General features: G+C 55.5%; 14 protein-coding genes. 6 read left to right on the forward strand and 8 right to left on the reverse strand.

Annotated features, from left to right (window positions below):
• Window positions 1–87: 87 nt before the first annotated feature.
• The gene (rlmF, locus tag CDA56_RS22470; protein WP_032694519.1) at window positions 88–1002 is read left to right on the forward strand and encodes a 23S rRNA (adenine(1618)-N(6))-methyltransferase RlmF; all 915 of its coding nucleotides are present in this window, start codon (window positions 88–90) and stop codon (window positions 1000–1002) included.
• Here rlmF and ybiO read toward each other — a convergent pair.
• From ybiO to rhtA, 6 genes are all read right to left on the reverse strand, one after another.
• Window positions 997–3207 (reverse strand): mechanosensitive channel protein, encoded by a 2211-nt coding sequence (gene ybiO, locus CDA56_RS22475; protein WP_014228515.1) that lies wholly within the window; start codon window positions 3205–3207, stop codon window positions 997–999. The two genes, rlmF and ybiO, sit on opposite strands and share 6 nt — an antisense overlap.
• A 110-nt stretch (window positions 3208–3317) precedes the next feature.
• A complete protein-coding gene (gene glnQ / locus CDA56_RS22480) occupies window positions 3318–4040 on the reverse strand; it encodes a glutamine ABC transporter ATP-binding protein GlnQ (RefSeq protein ID WP_004849106.1) in 723 nt (240 codons plus the stop codon).
• Window positions 4037–4696: a glutamine ABC transporter permease GlnP gene (gene glnP / locus CDA56_RS22485; RefSeq protein WP_004100490.1), complete on the reverse strand. Its 660-nt coding sequence runs from the start codon at window positions 4694–4696 to the stop codon at window positions 4037–4039. The genes glnQ and glnP overlap by 4 nt, the downstream gene beginning before the upstream one ends.
• Before the next feature lie 133 nt (window positions 4697–4829).
• On the reverse strand, window positions 4830–5576 hold the full coding sequence (glnH, locus tag CDA56_RS22490; protein WP_004849110.1) for a glutamine ABC transporter substrate-binding protein GlnH: 747 nt from the start codon (window positions 5574–5576) through the stop codon (window positions 4830–4832).
• A gap of 371 nt (window positions 5577–5947) precedes the next feature.
• On the reverse strand, window positions 5948–6451 hold the full coding sequence (gene dps / locus CDA56_RS22495) for a DNA starvation/stationary phase protection protein Dps (RefSeq protein ID WP_004130751.1): 504 nt from the start codon (window positions 6449–6451) through the stop codon (window positions 5948–5950).
• A gap of 218 nt (window positions 6452–6669) precedes the next feature.
• The gene (rhtA, locus tag CDA56_RS22500; protein WP_004100495.1) at window positions 6670–7557 is read right to left on the reverse strand and encodes a threonine/homoserine exporter RhtA; all 888 of its coding nucleotides are present in this window, start codon (window positions 7555–7557) and stop codon (window positions 6670–6672) included.
• Window positions 7558–7908: 351 nt separating this feature from the next.
• Here rhtA and ompX point away from each other — a divergent pair, with 351 nt between their 5' ends.
• Entirely contained in the window at window positions 7909–8421 is a 513-nt protein-coding gene (ompX, locus tag CDA56_RS22505; RefSeq protein WP_004130755.1) for an outer membrane protein OmpX, read from the forward strand.
• A 69-nt stretch (window positions 8422–8490) separates the two neighbouring features.
• Here the strand turns inward: ompX and CDA56_RS22510 are convergent, their stop codons facing one another.
• Both CDA56_RS22510 and mntS read right to left on the reverse strand, forming a co-directional pair.
• Window positions 8491–10068 carry a phosphoethanolamine transferase gene (locus tag CDA56_RS22510; protein ID WP_032694517.1) on the reverse strand — a complete coding sequence of 526 codons (1578 nt, stop codon included), beginning with the start codon at window positions 10066–10068 and terminating at the stop codon, window positions 8491–8493.
• Between the two features lie 267 nt (window positions 10069–10335).
• On the reverse strand, window positions 10336–10461 hold the full coding sequence (mntS, locus tag CDA56_RS22515; RefSeq protein ID WP_004100500.1) for a manganase accumulation protein MntS: 126 nt from the start codon (window positions 10459–10461) through the stop codon (window positions 10336–10338).
• A gap of 182 nt (window positions 10462–10643) precedes the next feature.
• On the opposite strand from mntS, the gene mntR reads away from it, so the two are divergent.
• The 4 genes from mntR (at window position 10644) to CDA56_RS22535 (ending at window position 14899) form a co-directional block, all read left to right on the forward strand.
• Window positions 10644–11117: a manganese-binding transcriptional regulator MntR gene (gene mntR / locus CDA56_RS22520; RefSeq protein ID WP_014228517.1), complete on the forward strand. Its 474-nt coding sequence runs from the start codon at window positions 10644–10646 to the stop codon at window positions 11115–11117.
• Entirely contained in the window at window positions 11114–12220 is a 1107-nt protein-coding gene (locus tag CDA56_RS22525) for an anion transporter (protein WP_103814162.1), read from the forward strand. The genes mntR and CDA56_RS22525 overlap by 4 nt, the downstream gene beginning before the upstream one ends.
• A gap of 110 nt (window positions 12221–12330) precedes the next feature.
• Window positions 12331–13371, forward strand: a complete 1041-nt coding sequence (locus tag CDA56_RS22530; protein ID WP_025108092.1) for an aldo/keto reductase — start codon at window positions 12331–12333, stop codon at window positions 13369–13371.
• A 151-nt stretch (window positions 13372–13522) separates the two neighbouring features.
• Window positions 13523–14899, forward strand: a complete 1377-nt coding sequence (locus tag CDA56_RS22535) for a glycoside hydrolase family 1 protein (protein WP_103814164.1) — start codon at window positions 13523–13525, stop codon at window positions 14897–14899.
• Window positions 14900–14958 lie beyond the last annotated feature (59 nt).

A 14958-nucleotide genomic window follows, 5' to 3' on the forward strand; every position in this document is an offset into this window, starting at 1 on the left:
CGTGACAAAAAAAGAGATAACCAGACTCACTTATTTACCGCGCCGCCGTCAACGGGTATCTTACGCGGCTGTTCAAAGGAGATTGCCATGAAAGCCCAGAAACCGGGGTTACACCCGCGTAACCGTCACCAACAACGCTACGACCTGCCCGCGCTGTGCCAGGCCCACCCTGAGCTCCAGGGCTTTATCACCCTTAACCCGGTGGGTGGGCAGACCATCGACTTTGCCAATCCGCTGGCGGTGAAGGCGCTGAATAAAGCGCTGCTGGCGCACTTCTACGCGGTGAAATACTGGGATATTCCCGACGGCTTTCTCTGCCCGCCGGTGCCGGGCAGGGCTGACTACATCCATCATCTCGCCGATCTGCTGGCGCTGGATAGCGGGACGATCCCGGCCAACGCCAGCATTCTCGATATTGGCGTTGGCGCAAACTGCATCTATCCGCTCATTGGCGTGCACGAGTACGGCTGGCGTTTTACCGGCAGCGAAGTGAACGCCGACGCGTTCGCCAGCGCCCAGGCTATCGTCAACGGCAATCCCGGCCTGACTCGCCAGATCCGCCTGCGTCGTCAAAAAGACGCTAAAGCGATTCTGACCGGCATTATTCATAAAAATGAGACCTACGACGCGACCCTGTGTAACCCGCCGTTCCATGATTCCGCCGCCAGCGCGCAGGCGGGCGGTGAGCGTAAACGTCGCAACCTGGGACTGGGCGAGGAGAGCGTGCTGAACTTTGGCGGCCAGCAGCAGGAGCTGTGGTGCGAAGGGGGCGAGGTTGCGTTTATTACGCAGATGATTGCGGAGAGCCAGCAGTTTGGCCGTCAGGTGAAGTGGTTTACCTCCCTGGTTTCTCGCGGCGACAATTTGCCGCCGCTCTACCGTGCGCTGACCGACGTCGGCGCGGTGAAAGTAGTGAAAAAAGAGATGGCCCAGGGAAATAAGCAGAGCCGCTTTATCGCCTGGACCTTTATGGACGAAGCCAAACGTCGCCGCGCTTTATAACGTGGGCTCGGCGGGTGCCGGCGGTCCCGCCGGTGCCGGCATCGGCAGAACCTGGTAAGTTTGTACCGGCGCCCGCACGCCCGCGAGGTCAAAATGCCTTTTCACCTGAGTGTCGAGGGCGAACCTTACCGTCCACTGCTTCAACGGCAGGGTGGTAAAGGTGACGCGCAGGGTGAAGGCGGTATTGCTTAAGCCCACCAATCCTGCGAAAGAGGGCTCGCCAATGATCAGCCCGCGAATCTCTTCCTGCGCCATCACTTCCGCGACCGCGTCTTTCAGCGCCTGGTTGGCCTTATCCAGATCTTCTTGCCGGTCAACATCATAGTTGGCCACCACCGAGCCGATACCGCGCACGAAGTTGGCGAAGGTGGTTATCGAAGACCACGGAATAATATGATAGGCGCCGGTATCCTGGCGTACGCCGACGGAGCGAATCGACATGCGCTCCACCGTTCCGGTTAACGGCCCAATCGTCACGAGGTCGCCGGTGTTCATGCCGTTCTCAAACTGGATAAAAATCCCGGTAATAATGTCTTTGACCAGGGTTTGCGCGCCGAACGAAATCGCCAGGCCCAGCGCGCCTGCGCCGGCCAGCAGCGGGGCGATATTCACGCCCACTTCCGAAAGCAGGATCATGATAGTAATGGTGCTAATGACCACCGCCAGCGCGTTGCGAAACAGCGTCAGCAGCGTTCGGGCGCGGGCGCTGGGCAGCGGGCGGCCGTGAATATCCGATGCCAGCCGGTTCTCAATCAGGCTGGCGAGCAGCGTCCAGCCAATTGCCGAGAAGAAGAGGATCAGTGCGATACGAATCAGCACATCCACCGCTTTTTGCCCGCTGCCGTTATGCATCCACTGCCAAAAATCGAACAGCCCCCACGCGCTGAGCAGCAGCATGATCGCCACGCAGACCGTCAGGATACGCGCGGCTTTCAGCGACGCGGAGATCCAGCCGTTCAGCCGTTTTTGCAGTTCGGGGTAGTTGCGCTGGGTTTCCGGCGACAGGGTGATGGTTTTCGCAATCCAGCGCGACAGAATACCGGAGACCAGCGCGGCGGCGCCGATGATGGCCAGGCTGCGCAGCGTCGCGCCCATCATAAATTTCAGGCTGTTGCCGGGATCAAACAGGGAGAAGAAAAACAGCACGATAAAATAGGCGCAGGCCAGCCAGTGCCAGATCAGCGCAAAGGCGCGGATAAACAGGCTAAAGAAGGCCAGCGAGCGGTCGGCGAGATGGATAAGCCCTTGGGTAATCAATTTCTTATTGTGAAATATCAGGTACAGCGCCCAGAGCGTAATGCACAGCATAATCACCACGTTGGCCAGCGCTCCGAACTGTACGTTGACCTGGTTGGAGATAATCGGCACCGCGACGATGAGCCCGTAGCCAATCAGGCTGCTCAGCGCGCTGAGACGCAGGTTCCAGTATTTCGCCGCTTCATCGCTGAGGTTGAACGGGCGTAGCTCCGGGATGCGGGGGCAAAAAATAAGCCGCAGAATGGCCTTGAAAAATTCAATCAGCGCGAAGGCGTTGAGAAACAGGCTTTGTTGAAAGGCGATGGTGGGATTGTTACCGTTCAGGCGGTCGCTTAAAAGCTGGCCCACGAAGAGCGTGAGCGCCAGCAGAAGCAGGTCAAAAATAAACGCGCCGGCGATCGTTGCAGGTAGCTGAAGCCAGTTGCTGCGGTCGCGGTTTTTATGCCGTCCCCAGTGGCCCATCTTGCGATACAGCGGCAGGGCCGCCAGGCGTACCAGCCACCAGAACGCAAAGACCAGGCCCGCCAGCAGCAGGAAATGCCAGGCGGCGTTGGTGAAAGTCTGAGAATTAAACGGTTTGTGCGGAGAACCGGTGATGTTGCGCCACAGCTGGGAGAAGCGCGAAGAGAGCTGCTCTCCGTATTCGCGGCTGATGTGAGTGACGTTCTCCAGCACCGTGGTCTCGTCTTTTATTTCCGGCGGCGTCAGCTTCGGCGTACTGTCCGGCGGCGGCGTGGCGGCGGCTTTCCGCAGCTGCTCGATAAGCTCCTGACGGGCGTCGGCGTTTTCAAGCACGTCGGCCAGCGCGCCGTAGGCCGCTTTCTTCTGCGCCACATCGGGTTCACTGCTGCTGGACGGGTCCGCTGTGGTTGCCGGAACGCCTGGCAGCGTCGCGGCCCATAGCGGAGCGGTGAAGAGTAGGGCAAGCAGTAACAAAATCCGCGGCACAGGCACCTCCATTGCATCTCAAACCAATAAGTATAGAAGATGAGATCCGCAGAGCGAGGTTGGGATGATTCTGGAAAGTGGCTCTCCCGCGAAGGGAGAGCCGGGGAGCATCAGGCTACGTGCTGCAAAAACTCGCGCAGGCGCGGGCTGGGCGGGTTATTCACCAGCATCTGCGGATCGCCATCTTCCGCAATGCGCCCTTTATCGATAAAGATCAGGCGCGACGCCACTTTTTCGGCGAAGCCGATTTCGTGGGTAACGATAACCATGGTCATGCCTTCTTCGGCCAGATCCTGCATCACTTTCAGCACTTCATGACGCAGTTCAGGGTCAAGCGCGGAAGTCGGCTCATCAAACAGCATCATTTTAGGTTTAACCGCCAGCGCCCGGGCAATGGCCACGCGCTGCTGCTGTCCGCCTGAAAGCTCAGAAGGGTAGTGGTGCGCACGTTCAGCGAGGCCCACTTTCTCCAGCAGGTCTTTCGCCAGTTTTTCCGCCGCCGCTTTATTGGCGCCGCGAACGCGCAGCGGGCCGAACATCACGTTTTCCAGCGCCGTCAGGTGCGGGAACAGATAAAACTGCTGGAATACCATCCCGGCTTCCTGACGAATCAGCCGCTCGTCAACCTTCGGGTCGTTGACCTTCAGACCGTCGACGATCAAATCGCCGCTGGTAATCTCTTCAAGTTTGTTAATACAGCGCAGCAGGGTCGATTTACCGGAACCGGACGGCCCGATAATCACCACGACTTCGCCCTGGTTGATCTTCAGATCGATATCATGCAGCACCTTGGTTGGGCCAAAATGCTTGGAAACGTTTTTAAATTCAATCACAGGATTTTCATCCTTCTTTCAAGACGACGCAGAACAAAGCTCAGCACCAGGGTGATGATCAGGTAGATAACCGCAACGGCGCTCCAGATCTCCAGCGCGCGGAAGTTACCGGCAATAATTTCCTGGCCCTGACGGGTCAGTTCGGCCACGCCGATGACGATAAACAGCGAGGTATCTTTGATGCTGATAATCCACTGGTTGCCCAGCGGCGGCAGCATACGGCGCAGCGCCAGCGGCAGGATCACATAGCGGATAGTTTCGCGACGAGAAAGGCCCAGCGCGAGGCCGGCTTCCCGGAAGCCTTTATGGATCGACAGCACCGCGCCGCGGGTGATTTCCGCAATATAGGCGCCGGAGTTGATCATAATAGTCACCACCGCCGCCGAGAACGGGTCGATGCGTAAATCGCTAAACGCCATCGGCAGGGCGAAGTAGATGAACATGACCTGCACCACAATCGGGGTGCCGCGGATGATTTCGATAAAGACCAGCGCGATGTGGTTGGCAATCCAGCCGCCGAAACAGCGGGCGAAACCGGCCACCAGACCGATTATCAGACCGCCGACCAGGCCGAGGACCGAAATCCACAGCGTCATTTTGGCGCCTTCCAGTAAAATTGGGATGGCGGGCCAGATGGCACTCCAGTCAAACTGCATAATGTGTTCCTGTTACCGTGTCGAAAACAGAGGAAAACCCCCTGAGAAAACTATTCAGGCCTGCTGACGGGTAGCCCGGAGAGCTCCAGGTCTACCAGACCACAGCAGGCCTGGAAGAGAGTATCGCTAATTATTATTTGGGTTCAGTACCGAACCATTTTTTATAAATTTCGTTGTAAGTGCCGTTCTCACGCAGCGTTTTCAGCGCGCCGTTCACTTTTTCACGCAGCTCGTCGCTGCCTTTCGGGAAGGCGATACCGTAGTTTTGCGCTTCCAGCGAGTCGCCTACCGCTTTGAACTTGCCGTTACCCGCAGTTTTGATGAAGTAAAGGATGTTTGGCGTATCGTGCAGAACCGCATCAGCGCGACCGGTACCCAGTTCCATATAGGCGTTATCGATGTTCGGGAACTGGCGCAGATCTTTGGTTTTGATATTGGCTTTCGCGTAATCAACGGAGCCGGTGCCGCCCTTCACGGCAACCACTTTACCGTTCAGATCTTTGACATCTTTAATATCGTTATTATTCGCGTTAACCATGACCAGCAGGCCGCTTTTGTAGTAGCCGTCAGAGAAGTCGATCGCTTTTTTACGTTCGTCGGTGATGGTGATCCCCGCCAGCGCGAGATCGATGTTTTTGGTCTGCAGCGCCGGAATGATACCGCTGAAGTCCATTGGCTTCAGGGTGTAGTCAAGCTTCAGCTCTTTCGCAATGGCAGCCCACAGGTCAACGTCGAAACCGACATACTTATCGCCCTGTTTAAATTCGAACGGTACAAACGCCGTGTCGGTCGCGACAACCAGTGTTTTATCAGCGGCGTGAGAAGAAACCGCAAAAGCCAGGGTCAGTGCAGCCAGTGAAACTTTAAATACAGACTTCATAGCATTTCCTTTTATATCCACGGGACGATCCCCTGCGAGAACGAGTTGCCTTATGAAAAAATCATGCCACTTTTACAACCTGTTGTTTTATAACAAGCAGGAAGGCGCCTGTTGCACAATTTTGATAACGGATAACGTTAAATGCACCGATATGGGGCGCCGTTTTGGTGCATCATAAAGGTATCGCATAACAAGAGCATTTTTAACGCAAACCCTGATGTTAAAACAATCTCGGCGTAACGATTGTGTGAGGTGATTATTACAATTGATTTACTTTTGCGCGTATTTTGTACATTCTCATGCACTGAAGTGGTGCGCGGCGGGGAAGTGGAAAGAAAAAAAGCCGCCAGCGTGGCTGACGGCAGTTGGCCTTACTCGATATTGGCTTCGATGAACCACAGGAATTTATCCAGGTCGCGTGAAGCGGCGGTAAAGATATCAGCGGTATCTTCATCTTTGGCTTCATCGATGGCTTTACGCACATCGTTGGCGACGATCGCATAGCGGTCGGCCAGCTCTTTCAGATGGTCCTGGACGCTATGGATATCCAGCGGGTAGCTTTTCAGCGGGCTTTTGCTGTTAATGACCTGAGTCGTACCCAGCGCTACGCCACCAAGCTGTACGGCACGTTCTGCCATCGTATCAAGGTGGTCGACGAGCGCAGTGCGGAAGCCGTCCAGCATCTCATGAACGGCAATAAAGTTTGCACCGCGCATATTCCAGTGAGCCTGTTTGGTAATCAAAGACAGGTCAATGAACTGGATCACCTGGCGATTCAGCAGCTCAACGGTCGCTTTCTTCGCGCTATCAGCGACGTCGTTACGGGTATAGAGCAGATTCGTTGCTTTAGTTTTAACCAGTTTTGCGGTACTCATAGTGTCATATCCTCTTGATATTTGTACTCGTCATACTTCAAATTCGAATTATTCGGAGCGTCTCATCCCAATAACTTGCGGAATTAAGTATAGCAACGGATTTGAGCTTTGCAGCGGCGGTAGTCTCTATCGGTCTGATAGCGCAGGGCTGTTAGTCAGGAAAAATAGTTTATAAATTAAGGAGATGATTGAGTTTCTCGTCAATCAGCTCCTTTTCGCTAGCTGATGTCGACCTTCTGTATCTTCGTTTCCCGACGCATCGTCAGCGTGGAGCCCATCGAGGCAAGAATAATCGCCCCCAGCGCCAGCGTTTGGGTCGCGGTTAGCGTTTCCCCAAGAAACACCATTCCGGAAAGCGCGGCGAGAGCCGGCTCCATGCTCATCAGGGTGCCAAAGGTCTTGCTGGGCATGCGGGTCAAGGCAACCATTTCCAGAGAGTAGGGCAGCGCGGTCGATAAAATGGCGATCCCCAGTCCCGGCAGCAGCAGCCCCCACTGAAAGAGCGTATCGCTGGCCTGGATCATCCCCATCGGGACGAAGACCACCGCAGCGATCAGCGACCCCATAGCGACCGTTGCGGGGCCATGCTCTTCGCCGGCGCGCTGGCCGGTCAGAATGTAGACCGCCCAGCAGGCGCCAGCGCCGAGGGCCAGCAGCGCGCCAATGGGATCGATCTGCGCCACGCTTTGCCCCAGCGGCAGTAGAAACCAGAGCCCGAGCACCGCCAGCGCCACCCAGACGAAATCGAGAGGGCGACGGGAGCCAAAGAGCGCCACCGCCAGGGGGCCGGTAAATTCCAGCGCGACGGCGACGCCTAGCGGAATGCGCTGAATCGATAAATAGAACAGGTAGTTCATCGCACCGAGCGACAGGCCGTAGAAAAGCAGCGGCAGGCGCTGCTCCGGGGCAAAGCGCAGGCGCCAGGGTTTGAAGATAACCACCAGGATGAAGGTGCCGAGCGCGAGGCGCAGGGCGGTAACGCCTGGCGCACCCACCAGCGGGAAGAGTGACTTGGCCAGCGAGGCGCCACTCTGGATCGAAATCATGGCAATTAAAATAACCAGTATCGGCAACCATGCCGGTACTTTGCGGGAAGAGCCGGGCATCCTTTCTCCTGTCAATTTTGTCAAATGCGGTAAAGGTTCCAGTGTAAATGAATTACCCCGCGCCGGTTGAGCTAATGTTGAAAAAAAGGGGTGTAAAAGCAGTACAATAGCGCGGGGTTGAAGATAATTTCACCAGAAGATTAGGAATAATCTGGATACACGTCTGGCGCTTTATGAGCCTTAATAGGAGTATATTTGTAAAAAAGGTTTGTTTTCCAGTTTGTTATAGAAACGTAGAAACCTTTAGTTACATGAAAAAGTACGTTAGACAATGTAAAGTGAAAAGAGTTTCCCAAAAGTTTTTGTTATATTTAAGGCTTAGGACTTATTAGAAACACATTTGAGGTGGTTATGAATAAAATTGCACGTTTTTCAGCACTGGCCGTTGTTCTGGCTGCATCCGTAGGTACCACTGCTTTCGCCGCGACTTCTACCGTTACCGGTGGCTACGCGCAGAGCGACATGCAGGGTGAAGCGAACAAAGCAGGCGGTTTCAACCTGAAGTACCGCTACGAGCAAGACAACAACCCGCTGGGTGTTATCGGTTCTTTCACCTACACCGAAAAAGATCGTTCTGAGTCTGGCGTTTACAAAAAAGGCCAGTACTACGGCATCACCGCAGGTCCGGCTTACCGTCTGAATGACTGGGCGAGCATCTACGGCGTAGTGGGTGTTGGTTACGGTAAATTCCAGGACAACAGCTACCCGAACAAATCTGACATGAGCGACTACGGTTTCTCTTACGGTGCTGGTCTGCAGTTCAACCCGATCGAAAACGTTGCTCTGGACTTCTCCTACGAGCAGTCTCGCATTCGTAACGTTGACGTTGGCACCTGGATTGCTGGCGTAGGTTACCGCTTCTAATCACTCCGGTGATATAAAAAATCCGCCTCAAGGGGCGGATTTTTTTTGCCTGCGGTTTACGCAACCGTGTTAATTGACGGTAAACGCGTCGGTACCCAGATGGGTATAGTCCACTTTCTTCAGCTGGAAGTTAGTGATGTAGATGGGGCCGGCCTTCTGTTCCGAGATAAAACGATAGCGCGGGGCAATCTCCTGAGCGCTGATGCCGGTCCACTGCGAAAAGAAGCTGAGGAAGTCGTTGGCGGACCGCCGCGCTTTAATGACCTTATGCGCTTTATCATCGCTGGAGATCACCATAAAGGGGACCTGGAAATTCTGCTGGTACTTATCGTCGTGCGCCAGATACTGCACCTCTTTCCCGCGCTCCTTAAAAGCCAGACCGTGATCGGAAAAATAGGTCATCGAGAAGGTTTCGCCCGAGTTTTGTAGCTGAGTATAAAGATCGCTCAGCAGCGTATCGGTTTGCGTCATGGTGTAGAGATAGCAGGAGGTCTCTTTCGACTGAACAAAAACCGCGTATTTCCCTTTAGTGCGGTCGCAGGCCTGCGGATGCGAACCCATCAAATGCAGGACAATCAGCTGCGGCTGGGTGCGGCGGGTGGCAAGCACCTGCGCGGTCAGCTTTAATAGCTGCTCATCCTGAGTGTTTTTATTGGCCTCGAAATCGCCGTTCTTGAGGAACTGAACTTCGTCCGCGCGTTTGGCGATGCTGGCAATTGCCGTATCGTATTCGCCAATTTGCCCCTGATTCGAGAACCACCAGGTCTGAAAACCGGCGCGGTTGGCGAGGGTGACAAAGTTATCCTGAAACTGCGGTTTATCATCGACCACCCGGTTGAGGGTTAAACCGAGCGATTTCTGCGTTGAACCGCTGGCGGCAACGTAGTCATTGAACAGATAGCCTTTTACCGAGCTGGCGAACGGGGTGTTGTCCCAGTGGCCGCCAAAGGCGCCGAGCGCATCGCGACGCGCGCTCTCGCCGATCACCACCACATACAGATGATATTTGGGCTTTACCGCCAGCACGTGCCAGCTGTCTTTCATATTCGCCAGCTGCGCCATTCGCGCCTGCTCATCCAGCACTTCATTATTATTCACAACCACGTCTTTAACGAAGCGTACGGCGGGGTAGCCGGTGTCGATAACCTTAAAGACGCCGCCCCAGGCGAGGTTTTGCACCGGCTGGAGAAAGAAAATAGCGGTGCAGAACAGCAGCCCCAGCGTCTCCATTTTCCCCCATCGCGCCGATGCATCCGGCTTGCGCCGTACGGCAATCACGCCGAGCGCAAAGATAAACACGGCCAGCAGATAGTTGTACCACGGGAAAATGGTCAGGATCTCGGTGGACTCTTCGATGTTTGTGGCATGCAGCGCCAGCAGCGTGTTGAAATTGGGCGCGCCGTAGGCCTGGCCGAAAGGATAGTACATGGCCGCCAGCAGCGAATAGGCGCCGATCGTCACTTTTTGCGCGCGCGGAAAGCTGCGCCACAGCAGATGCAGCACGCAGGTAAAAGCAACGGTATAGAGCAGGCTAAAGTCGTAGCCCAGCGCCAGGTTAATAAACAGCGATTGTAAAAAGTAGAATCCTGTCCATGGGTTCAGTACCAGTCCGCGGGCGACCAGCGTTTCTTTCAGCGTGACATTCATAGTAAACAATCAAAAAGAGCCATGTGCGTCCCCTGGCATCAAGGGGTAAAACCTGCTGGACAGTGCGTGAAGAGGGTCTCTGCGAGCCGCAGTAGTGGCAGGGCTGACAAAAGATAGGGCTTGCAAATGTTAAGGTCAACCATCCATAACGGATTGTTTTGGGAGGAAGCTTACAAAACTTGAAAAAAGTTGCCGTAGCGCTGAGTAATCAGCCAGTTTGACGGGAAATTATGACAGAAAAATGAAGCGGCGTACCGCGACGCCGCATTAGTTGTTGGGTTTATCCTGCTGGGGCTTGCCGTTGATCAGATCGCACAGCATACCGACAAGCATTAACCGTACTTTAAAAGGAGAATGGGTAAACACGTTTAAACACCTCTTGAATTCATTCATCTCGACCTCCTGTAACTTCGTCCTTCACTCCTTGAAGGATGTGTGTATTACATACAGATATAGCACAGGCTATATTTTATAGCTATGGCTAAAACGTTAATTTTTTGTTCTCTGTGCGCGATCCATTACAATAGGGATCCTTTTATATGATGCTTGATGCGTCACAGGAATGAGGAAGCACAATGAACCGTCGCGCAGGTAAGCCAATAACAAAAAAAGTGACGCAGCTAGTGAATGTCGAAGAACACGTTGAGGGGTTTCGTCAGGTGCGCGAGGCGCATCGTCGGGAGCTGATTGATGACTACGTGGAGCTGATCTCCGATCTGATTATGGAAGTGGGGGAAGCCCGTCAGGTGGACATGGCCGCGCGTCTTGGGGTGTCGCAGCCAACGGTTGCGAAAATGTTAAAACGACTGGCCAGCGTCGGGCTGATCGAACAGATCCCATGGCGGGGGATCTTTTTAACCCCGGAAGGTGAGAAGCTGGCGCATGAAAGCCGCGAACGCCACCAGATCGTCGAAAACTTTTTACTGGTGATCGGCGTTAGCCCGGAAATTGCGCGTCGCGACGCCGAAGGCATGGAGCACCACGTCAGCGAAGAGACGCTGGCGATGTTTAAACAGTTTACCCTCAAGCAGGGGTCACCGGGAGAATGAACCTCGTCTTTGTTCAGTCGCTAATCCGCGACCGTTTTTTGCATCTGCTGCTGATCGTCGGCGTTGTTTTAAGCTTTTTTGTTCCGTTTGCCCCTGCAGGCTGGCTACACGCCATTGACTGGCATACGATTATCACCCTTAGCGGGCTGATGCTACTGACCAAAGGTATTGAACTGAGCGGCTATTTTGACGTAATAGGTCGCAAAATGGCGCGCCGCTTTGTGACCGAGCGCCAGCTGGCCATCTTTATGGTGCTGGCGGCCGCGCTGCTATCCACCTTCTTAACCAACGACGTGGCGCTGTTCATCGTCGTGCCGCTCACGCTGACTCTAAAAAAATGGTGCGCCATCCCGACAAGCCGTCTCATCATTTTTGAAGCGCTGGCGGTGAACGCCGGGTCGTTGTTAACGCCCATCGGTAACCCGCAAAATATTCTTCTCTGGGGGCGCTCGGGCCTCTCCTTTCCGGCCTTTATCGGCCAGATGCTGCCGCTGGCGGCAGCGATGATGCTCACCCTGCTGGCGCTGTGCTGGTTCTGTTTCCCCGCGAAGCGTCTCGACTATCAGAGTAGCGACAGGGCGCCCTCCTGGCGGCCAAAGCTGGTCTGGAGCTGCCTGGCGTTCTATGGGGTCTTTTTGACCGCCTTAGAGCTGAAGCAGGAGCTGTGGGGACTGGCGCTGATCGCGCTGGGTTTTTTGCTGCTGGCGCGGGCGGTCATTATCCACGTCGACTGGACGCTGCTGCTGGTCTTCATGGCGATGTTTATTGACGTTTACCTGTTGACCCAGCTACCGGCTCTCCAGCATGCGCTTAACGGCGTCGGCCAGCTCTCGGCAGGCGAATTGTGGCTGACGTCGATTGGCCTGTCGCAGTTTATCAGCAACGTCCCGGCGACCATTTTGCTGCTCAATTACGTTCCACCATCGGTGCTGCTGGCCTGGGCGGTAAACGTCGGCGGGTTCGGCCTGCTGCCGGGCTCTCTGGCAAACCTGATTGCGCTGCGCATGGCTGGCGATCGCCGTATCTGGTGGCGTTTCCATATCTACTCTCTGCCCATGCTGCTGTGGGCCGCGCTGGTAGGGTACGGATTGCTGCAGCTCTGATTTTCAGAGAATTGGGCAAGAAACGGACAGAAACGCCACATTCGCGCTCTCCTTTTCCGGGGTATAACTTTATTCACGATGGTGAATCACCCTGATTGAAGGAGAGTCCTATGCGTTATCAAAAACTGGGCCATACCGGCCTTTTTGTCTCTGAGCTGTGCCTCGGCACCATGACCTTCGGCGGCGAAGGCGGCCTGTGGGGGAAAGTGGGGCAGCTGCGCCAGGCGGAGGCAGAGCAGCTGGTGGGCAGCGCGCTGGATGCGGGCATCAACTTCATCGACACCGCTGACGTCTATTCAGAAGGGCGCTCGGAAGAGATTACCGGCCAGGCGCTGAAGAATCTGAAAGTGCCGCGTGAAAACGTCGTCGTGGCGACCAAAGTGTTTGGCGAAACCGGCACCGCAGGCGTGAACTCGCGCGGCAGTTCGCGCTATCACATCATCGGCAGCGTGAAGGAGAGCCTGCGTCGCCTGCAGCTCGATCATATCGATCTCTATCAACTCCATGGCTTCGATCCGGCGACCCCGATCGAAGAGACGCTGTATGCGCTGGATAACCTGGTGCAGCACGGCCACGTCCGCTATATCGGCGTGTCGAACTGGGCGGCATGGCAGATAGTCAAAGCGCTGGGCATTTCCGAACGTCTGGGGCTGGCGCGTTTTGCCTCGTTACAGGCTTACTACACTCTTGCCGGCCGGGATCTGGAGCGCGAGCTGGTGCCGATGATGCAGAGCGAAGGCCTGGGCCTGATGGTCTGGAGCCCGCTGGCGGGAGGGCTGCTCAGCGGTAAGTACGATCGCGATGGGCACTCGGCGAGCGGCGGCCGCCGTCAGGAGTTTGATTTCCCGCCGGTGAATAAAGCGCGGGCTTTTGACTGCATTGATGTGATGCGCGAGATTGCCGATGCGAAGGGTGTTTCGGTGGCGCAAATCGCGCTGGCCTGGCTGCTGCATCAGCCGGCGGTAAGCAGCGTGATTATTGGCGCGAAGCGCGCTGAGCAGCTCGCCGATAACCTCGCGGCGACCAGCATTGCCCTGAATGATGATGAACTGGCGCGGCTTGACGCGGTCAGCGCGCTGCCGCGAGAGTATCCGGGCTGGATGCTGGAGCGCCAGGGCGAATACCGCCGCGACCAGCTCGCCCAGCAGTAACTTCCTCTCTTGCACGCCGGATCGTCTGTTTCGCGATCCGGTTTTTTTATCCGTTGCGCTCACAAAACGCGATCCTGGACTTTGCCTGACGGGAGAATTTCGTTTATATGACTAGTCATGAAATTAATATGACTAGTCATAGGTGCGAGCGATGAACAGAACACTACCGGCAGATTTTTTATGGGGTAACTCGGTTTCCAGTATGCAAACCGAAGGGGCGTGGAATGAGGGCGGGAAGGGGATGTCGGTTTACGATATCCGCCAGCCGGCGGAATTTGCGTCCGACTGGAAGGTGGCAACCGACTCGTACCACCGCTACCGGGAAGACTTCGACCTGATGCAGGATTTGGGCATGAACTGCTACCGCTTCCAGATTGCCTGGAGCCGCGTTTGCCCGGAAGGCGACGGTGAGTTCAATGAAGAAGGTATCGCCTTTTATCACCAGTTTATCGATGAACTGCTTGCCCGCGGCATTGAGCCGATGATCTGCCTCTATCACTTCGATATGCCGCTGTCGCTGGCTGAACGCTACAACGGTTTTACCGACCGTCGGGTGATGGAAGCCTTTATTCGTTACGGGCAGAAGATGATCGACTGCTTTGGCGACAAGGTGAAGTGGTGGCTGACCTTTAATGAACAGAACCTCTACCACATGCTGGACGCGTTTCTGATTTCAGGCTATATGCGCGGCGAGAAGACCCTGCGCGAGCTGTATCAGATCCAGCACCACGTGATGATGGCCCACGTGCACCTGACGCAGTATCTGCACCAGGCGAAGCCGCAGTGCCTGATGGGCGGCATGCTGGCCCACGCGCTGGTCTATCCGGCGACCTGCAAACCGCGCGATATCCTTTGCGCCCAGCAGCTCGATGAGTTTTTAAACCAGAACCTGCTGCGCGCCTTCGCCGGAGAGGGCTACAGCCCGGAGGTCATGCACGTTGTCGCCCGCGAAGGCTTTGCGGATATCTACCGCGCAGAGGATCTGGCGCTGATGGCGCAGGTTAAAATCGACTATCTGGCCTTTAGCTACTACGCCAGCAAGGCGCTGGATAGCGACCCGATCCCGCCGGGCACGCCGGTGAACCACTACATGCGGTTTGGCGATAAAAAGAATGACTTTCTGCAGGCCACCGAGTGGGGCTGGCAGATTGACCCGCTGGGCTTTCGCACCATCATTACCCGCTACTACAACGACTGGCGTCTGCCGGTATTCCCGATTGAAAACGGCATCGGGGTGATTGAGTCCTGGGACGGCGAAAATCCGGTCGCTGACGATTACCGCATCGCCTATCATCGCGACCATATCAACGCCATGAAAGAGGCGATGTTTGAGGACGGCGCGCGGGTGATTGGCTATCTGGGCTGGGGGTTAATCGATATTCTCAGTTCGCAGGGAGATATGCGCAAGCGCTACGGGGTTGTCTACGTGAACCGTGAAAACCACGACCTTAAGGACCTTAAGCGCGTCCCGAAGAAAAGCTATGCCTGGCTGAAGCGGGCCATCCGCAGTCACGGCGAAGAGATGTAGCGGCGCCTCGCGCGGGCAGATGGTATATTCTGCCCGCCAGCCACTATCAGACACGTAAA

It is taken from the genome of Klebsiella michiganensis (genome assembly GCF_002925905.1).
GTDB lineage: Bacteria > Pseudomonadota > Gammaproteobacteria > Enterobacterales > Enterobacteriaceae > Klebsiella > Klebsiella michiganensis.

Coding starts and splice junctions, on each gene's coding strand:
- rlmF (WP_032694519.1), top strand. CDS start 88: ATGAAAGCCCAGAAACCGGGGTTACACCCGCGTAACCGTCACCAACAA.
- glnP (WP_004100490.1), bottom strand. CDS start 4,696: ATGCAGTTTGACTGGAGTGCCATCTGGCCCGCCATCCCAATTTTACTG.
- glnH (WP_004849110.1), bottom strand. CDS start 5,576: ATGAAGTCTGTATTTAAAGTTTCACTGGCTGCACTGACCCTGGCTTTT.
- dps (WP_004130751.1), bottom strand. CDS start 6,451: ATGAGTACCGCAAAACTGGTTAAAACTAAAGCAACGAATCTGCTCTAT.
- rhtA (WP_004100495.1), bottom strand. CDS start 7,557: ATGCCCGGCTCTTCCCGCAAAGTACCGGCATGGTTGCCGATACTGGTT.
- ompX (WP_004130755.1), top strand. CDS start 7,909: ATGAATAAAATTGCACGTTTTTCAGCACTGGCCGTTGTTCTGGCTGCA.
- CDA56_RS22510 (WP_032694517.1), bottom strand. CDS start 10,068: ATGAATGTCACGCTGAAAGAAACGCTGGTCGCCCGCGGACTGGTACTG.
- mntS (WP_004100500.1), bottom strand. CDS start 10,461: ATGAATGAATTCAAGAGGTGTTTAAACGTGTTTACCCATTCTCCTTTT.
- mntR (WP_014228517.1), top strand. CDS start 10,644: ATGAACCGTCGCGCAGGTAAGCCAATAACAAAAAAAGTGACGCAGCTA.
- CDA56_RS22525 (WP_103814162.1), top strand. CDS start 11,114: ATGAACCTCGTCTTTGTTCAGTCGCTAATCCGCGACCGTTTTTTGCAT.
- CDA56_RS22530 (WP_025108092.1), top strand. CDS start 12,331: ATGCGTTATCAAAAACTGGGCCATACCGGCCTTTTTGTCTCTGAGCTG.
- CDA56_RS22535 (WP_103814164.1), top strand. CDS start 13,523: ATGAACAGAACACTACCGGCAGATTTTTTATGGGGTAACTCGGTTTCC.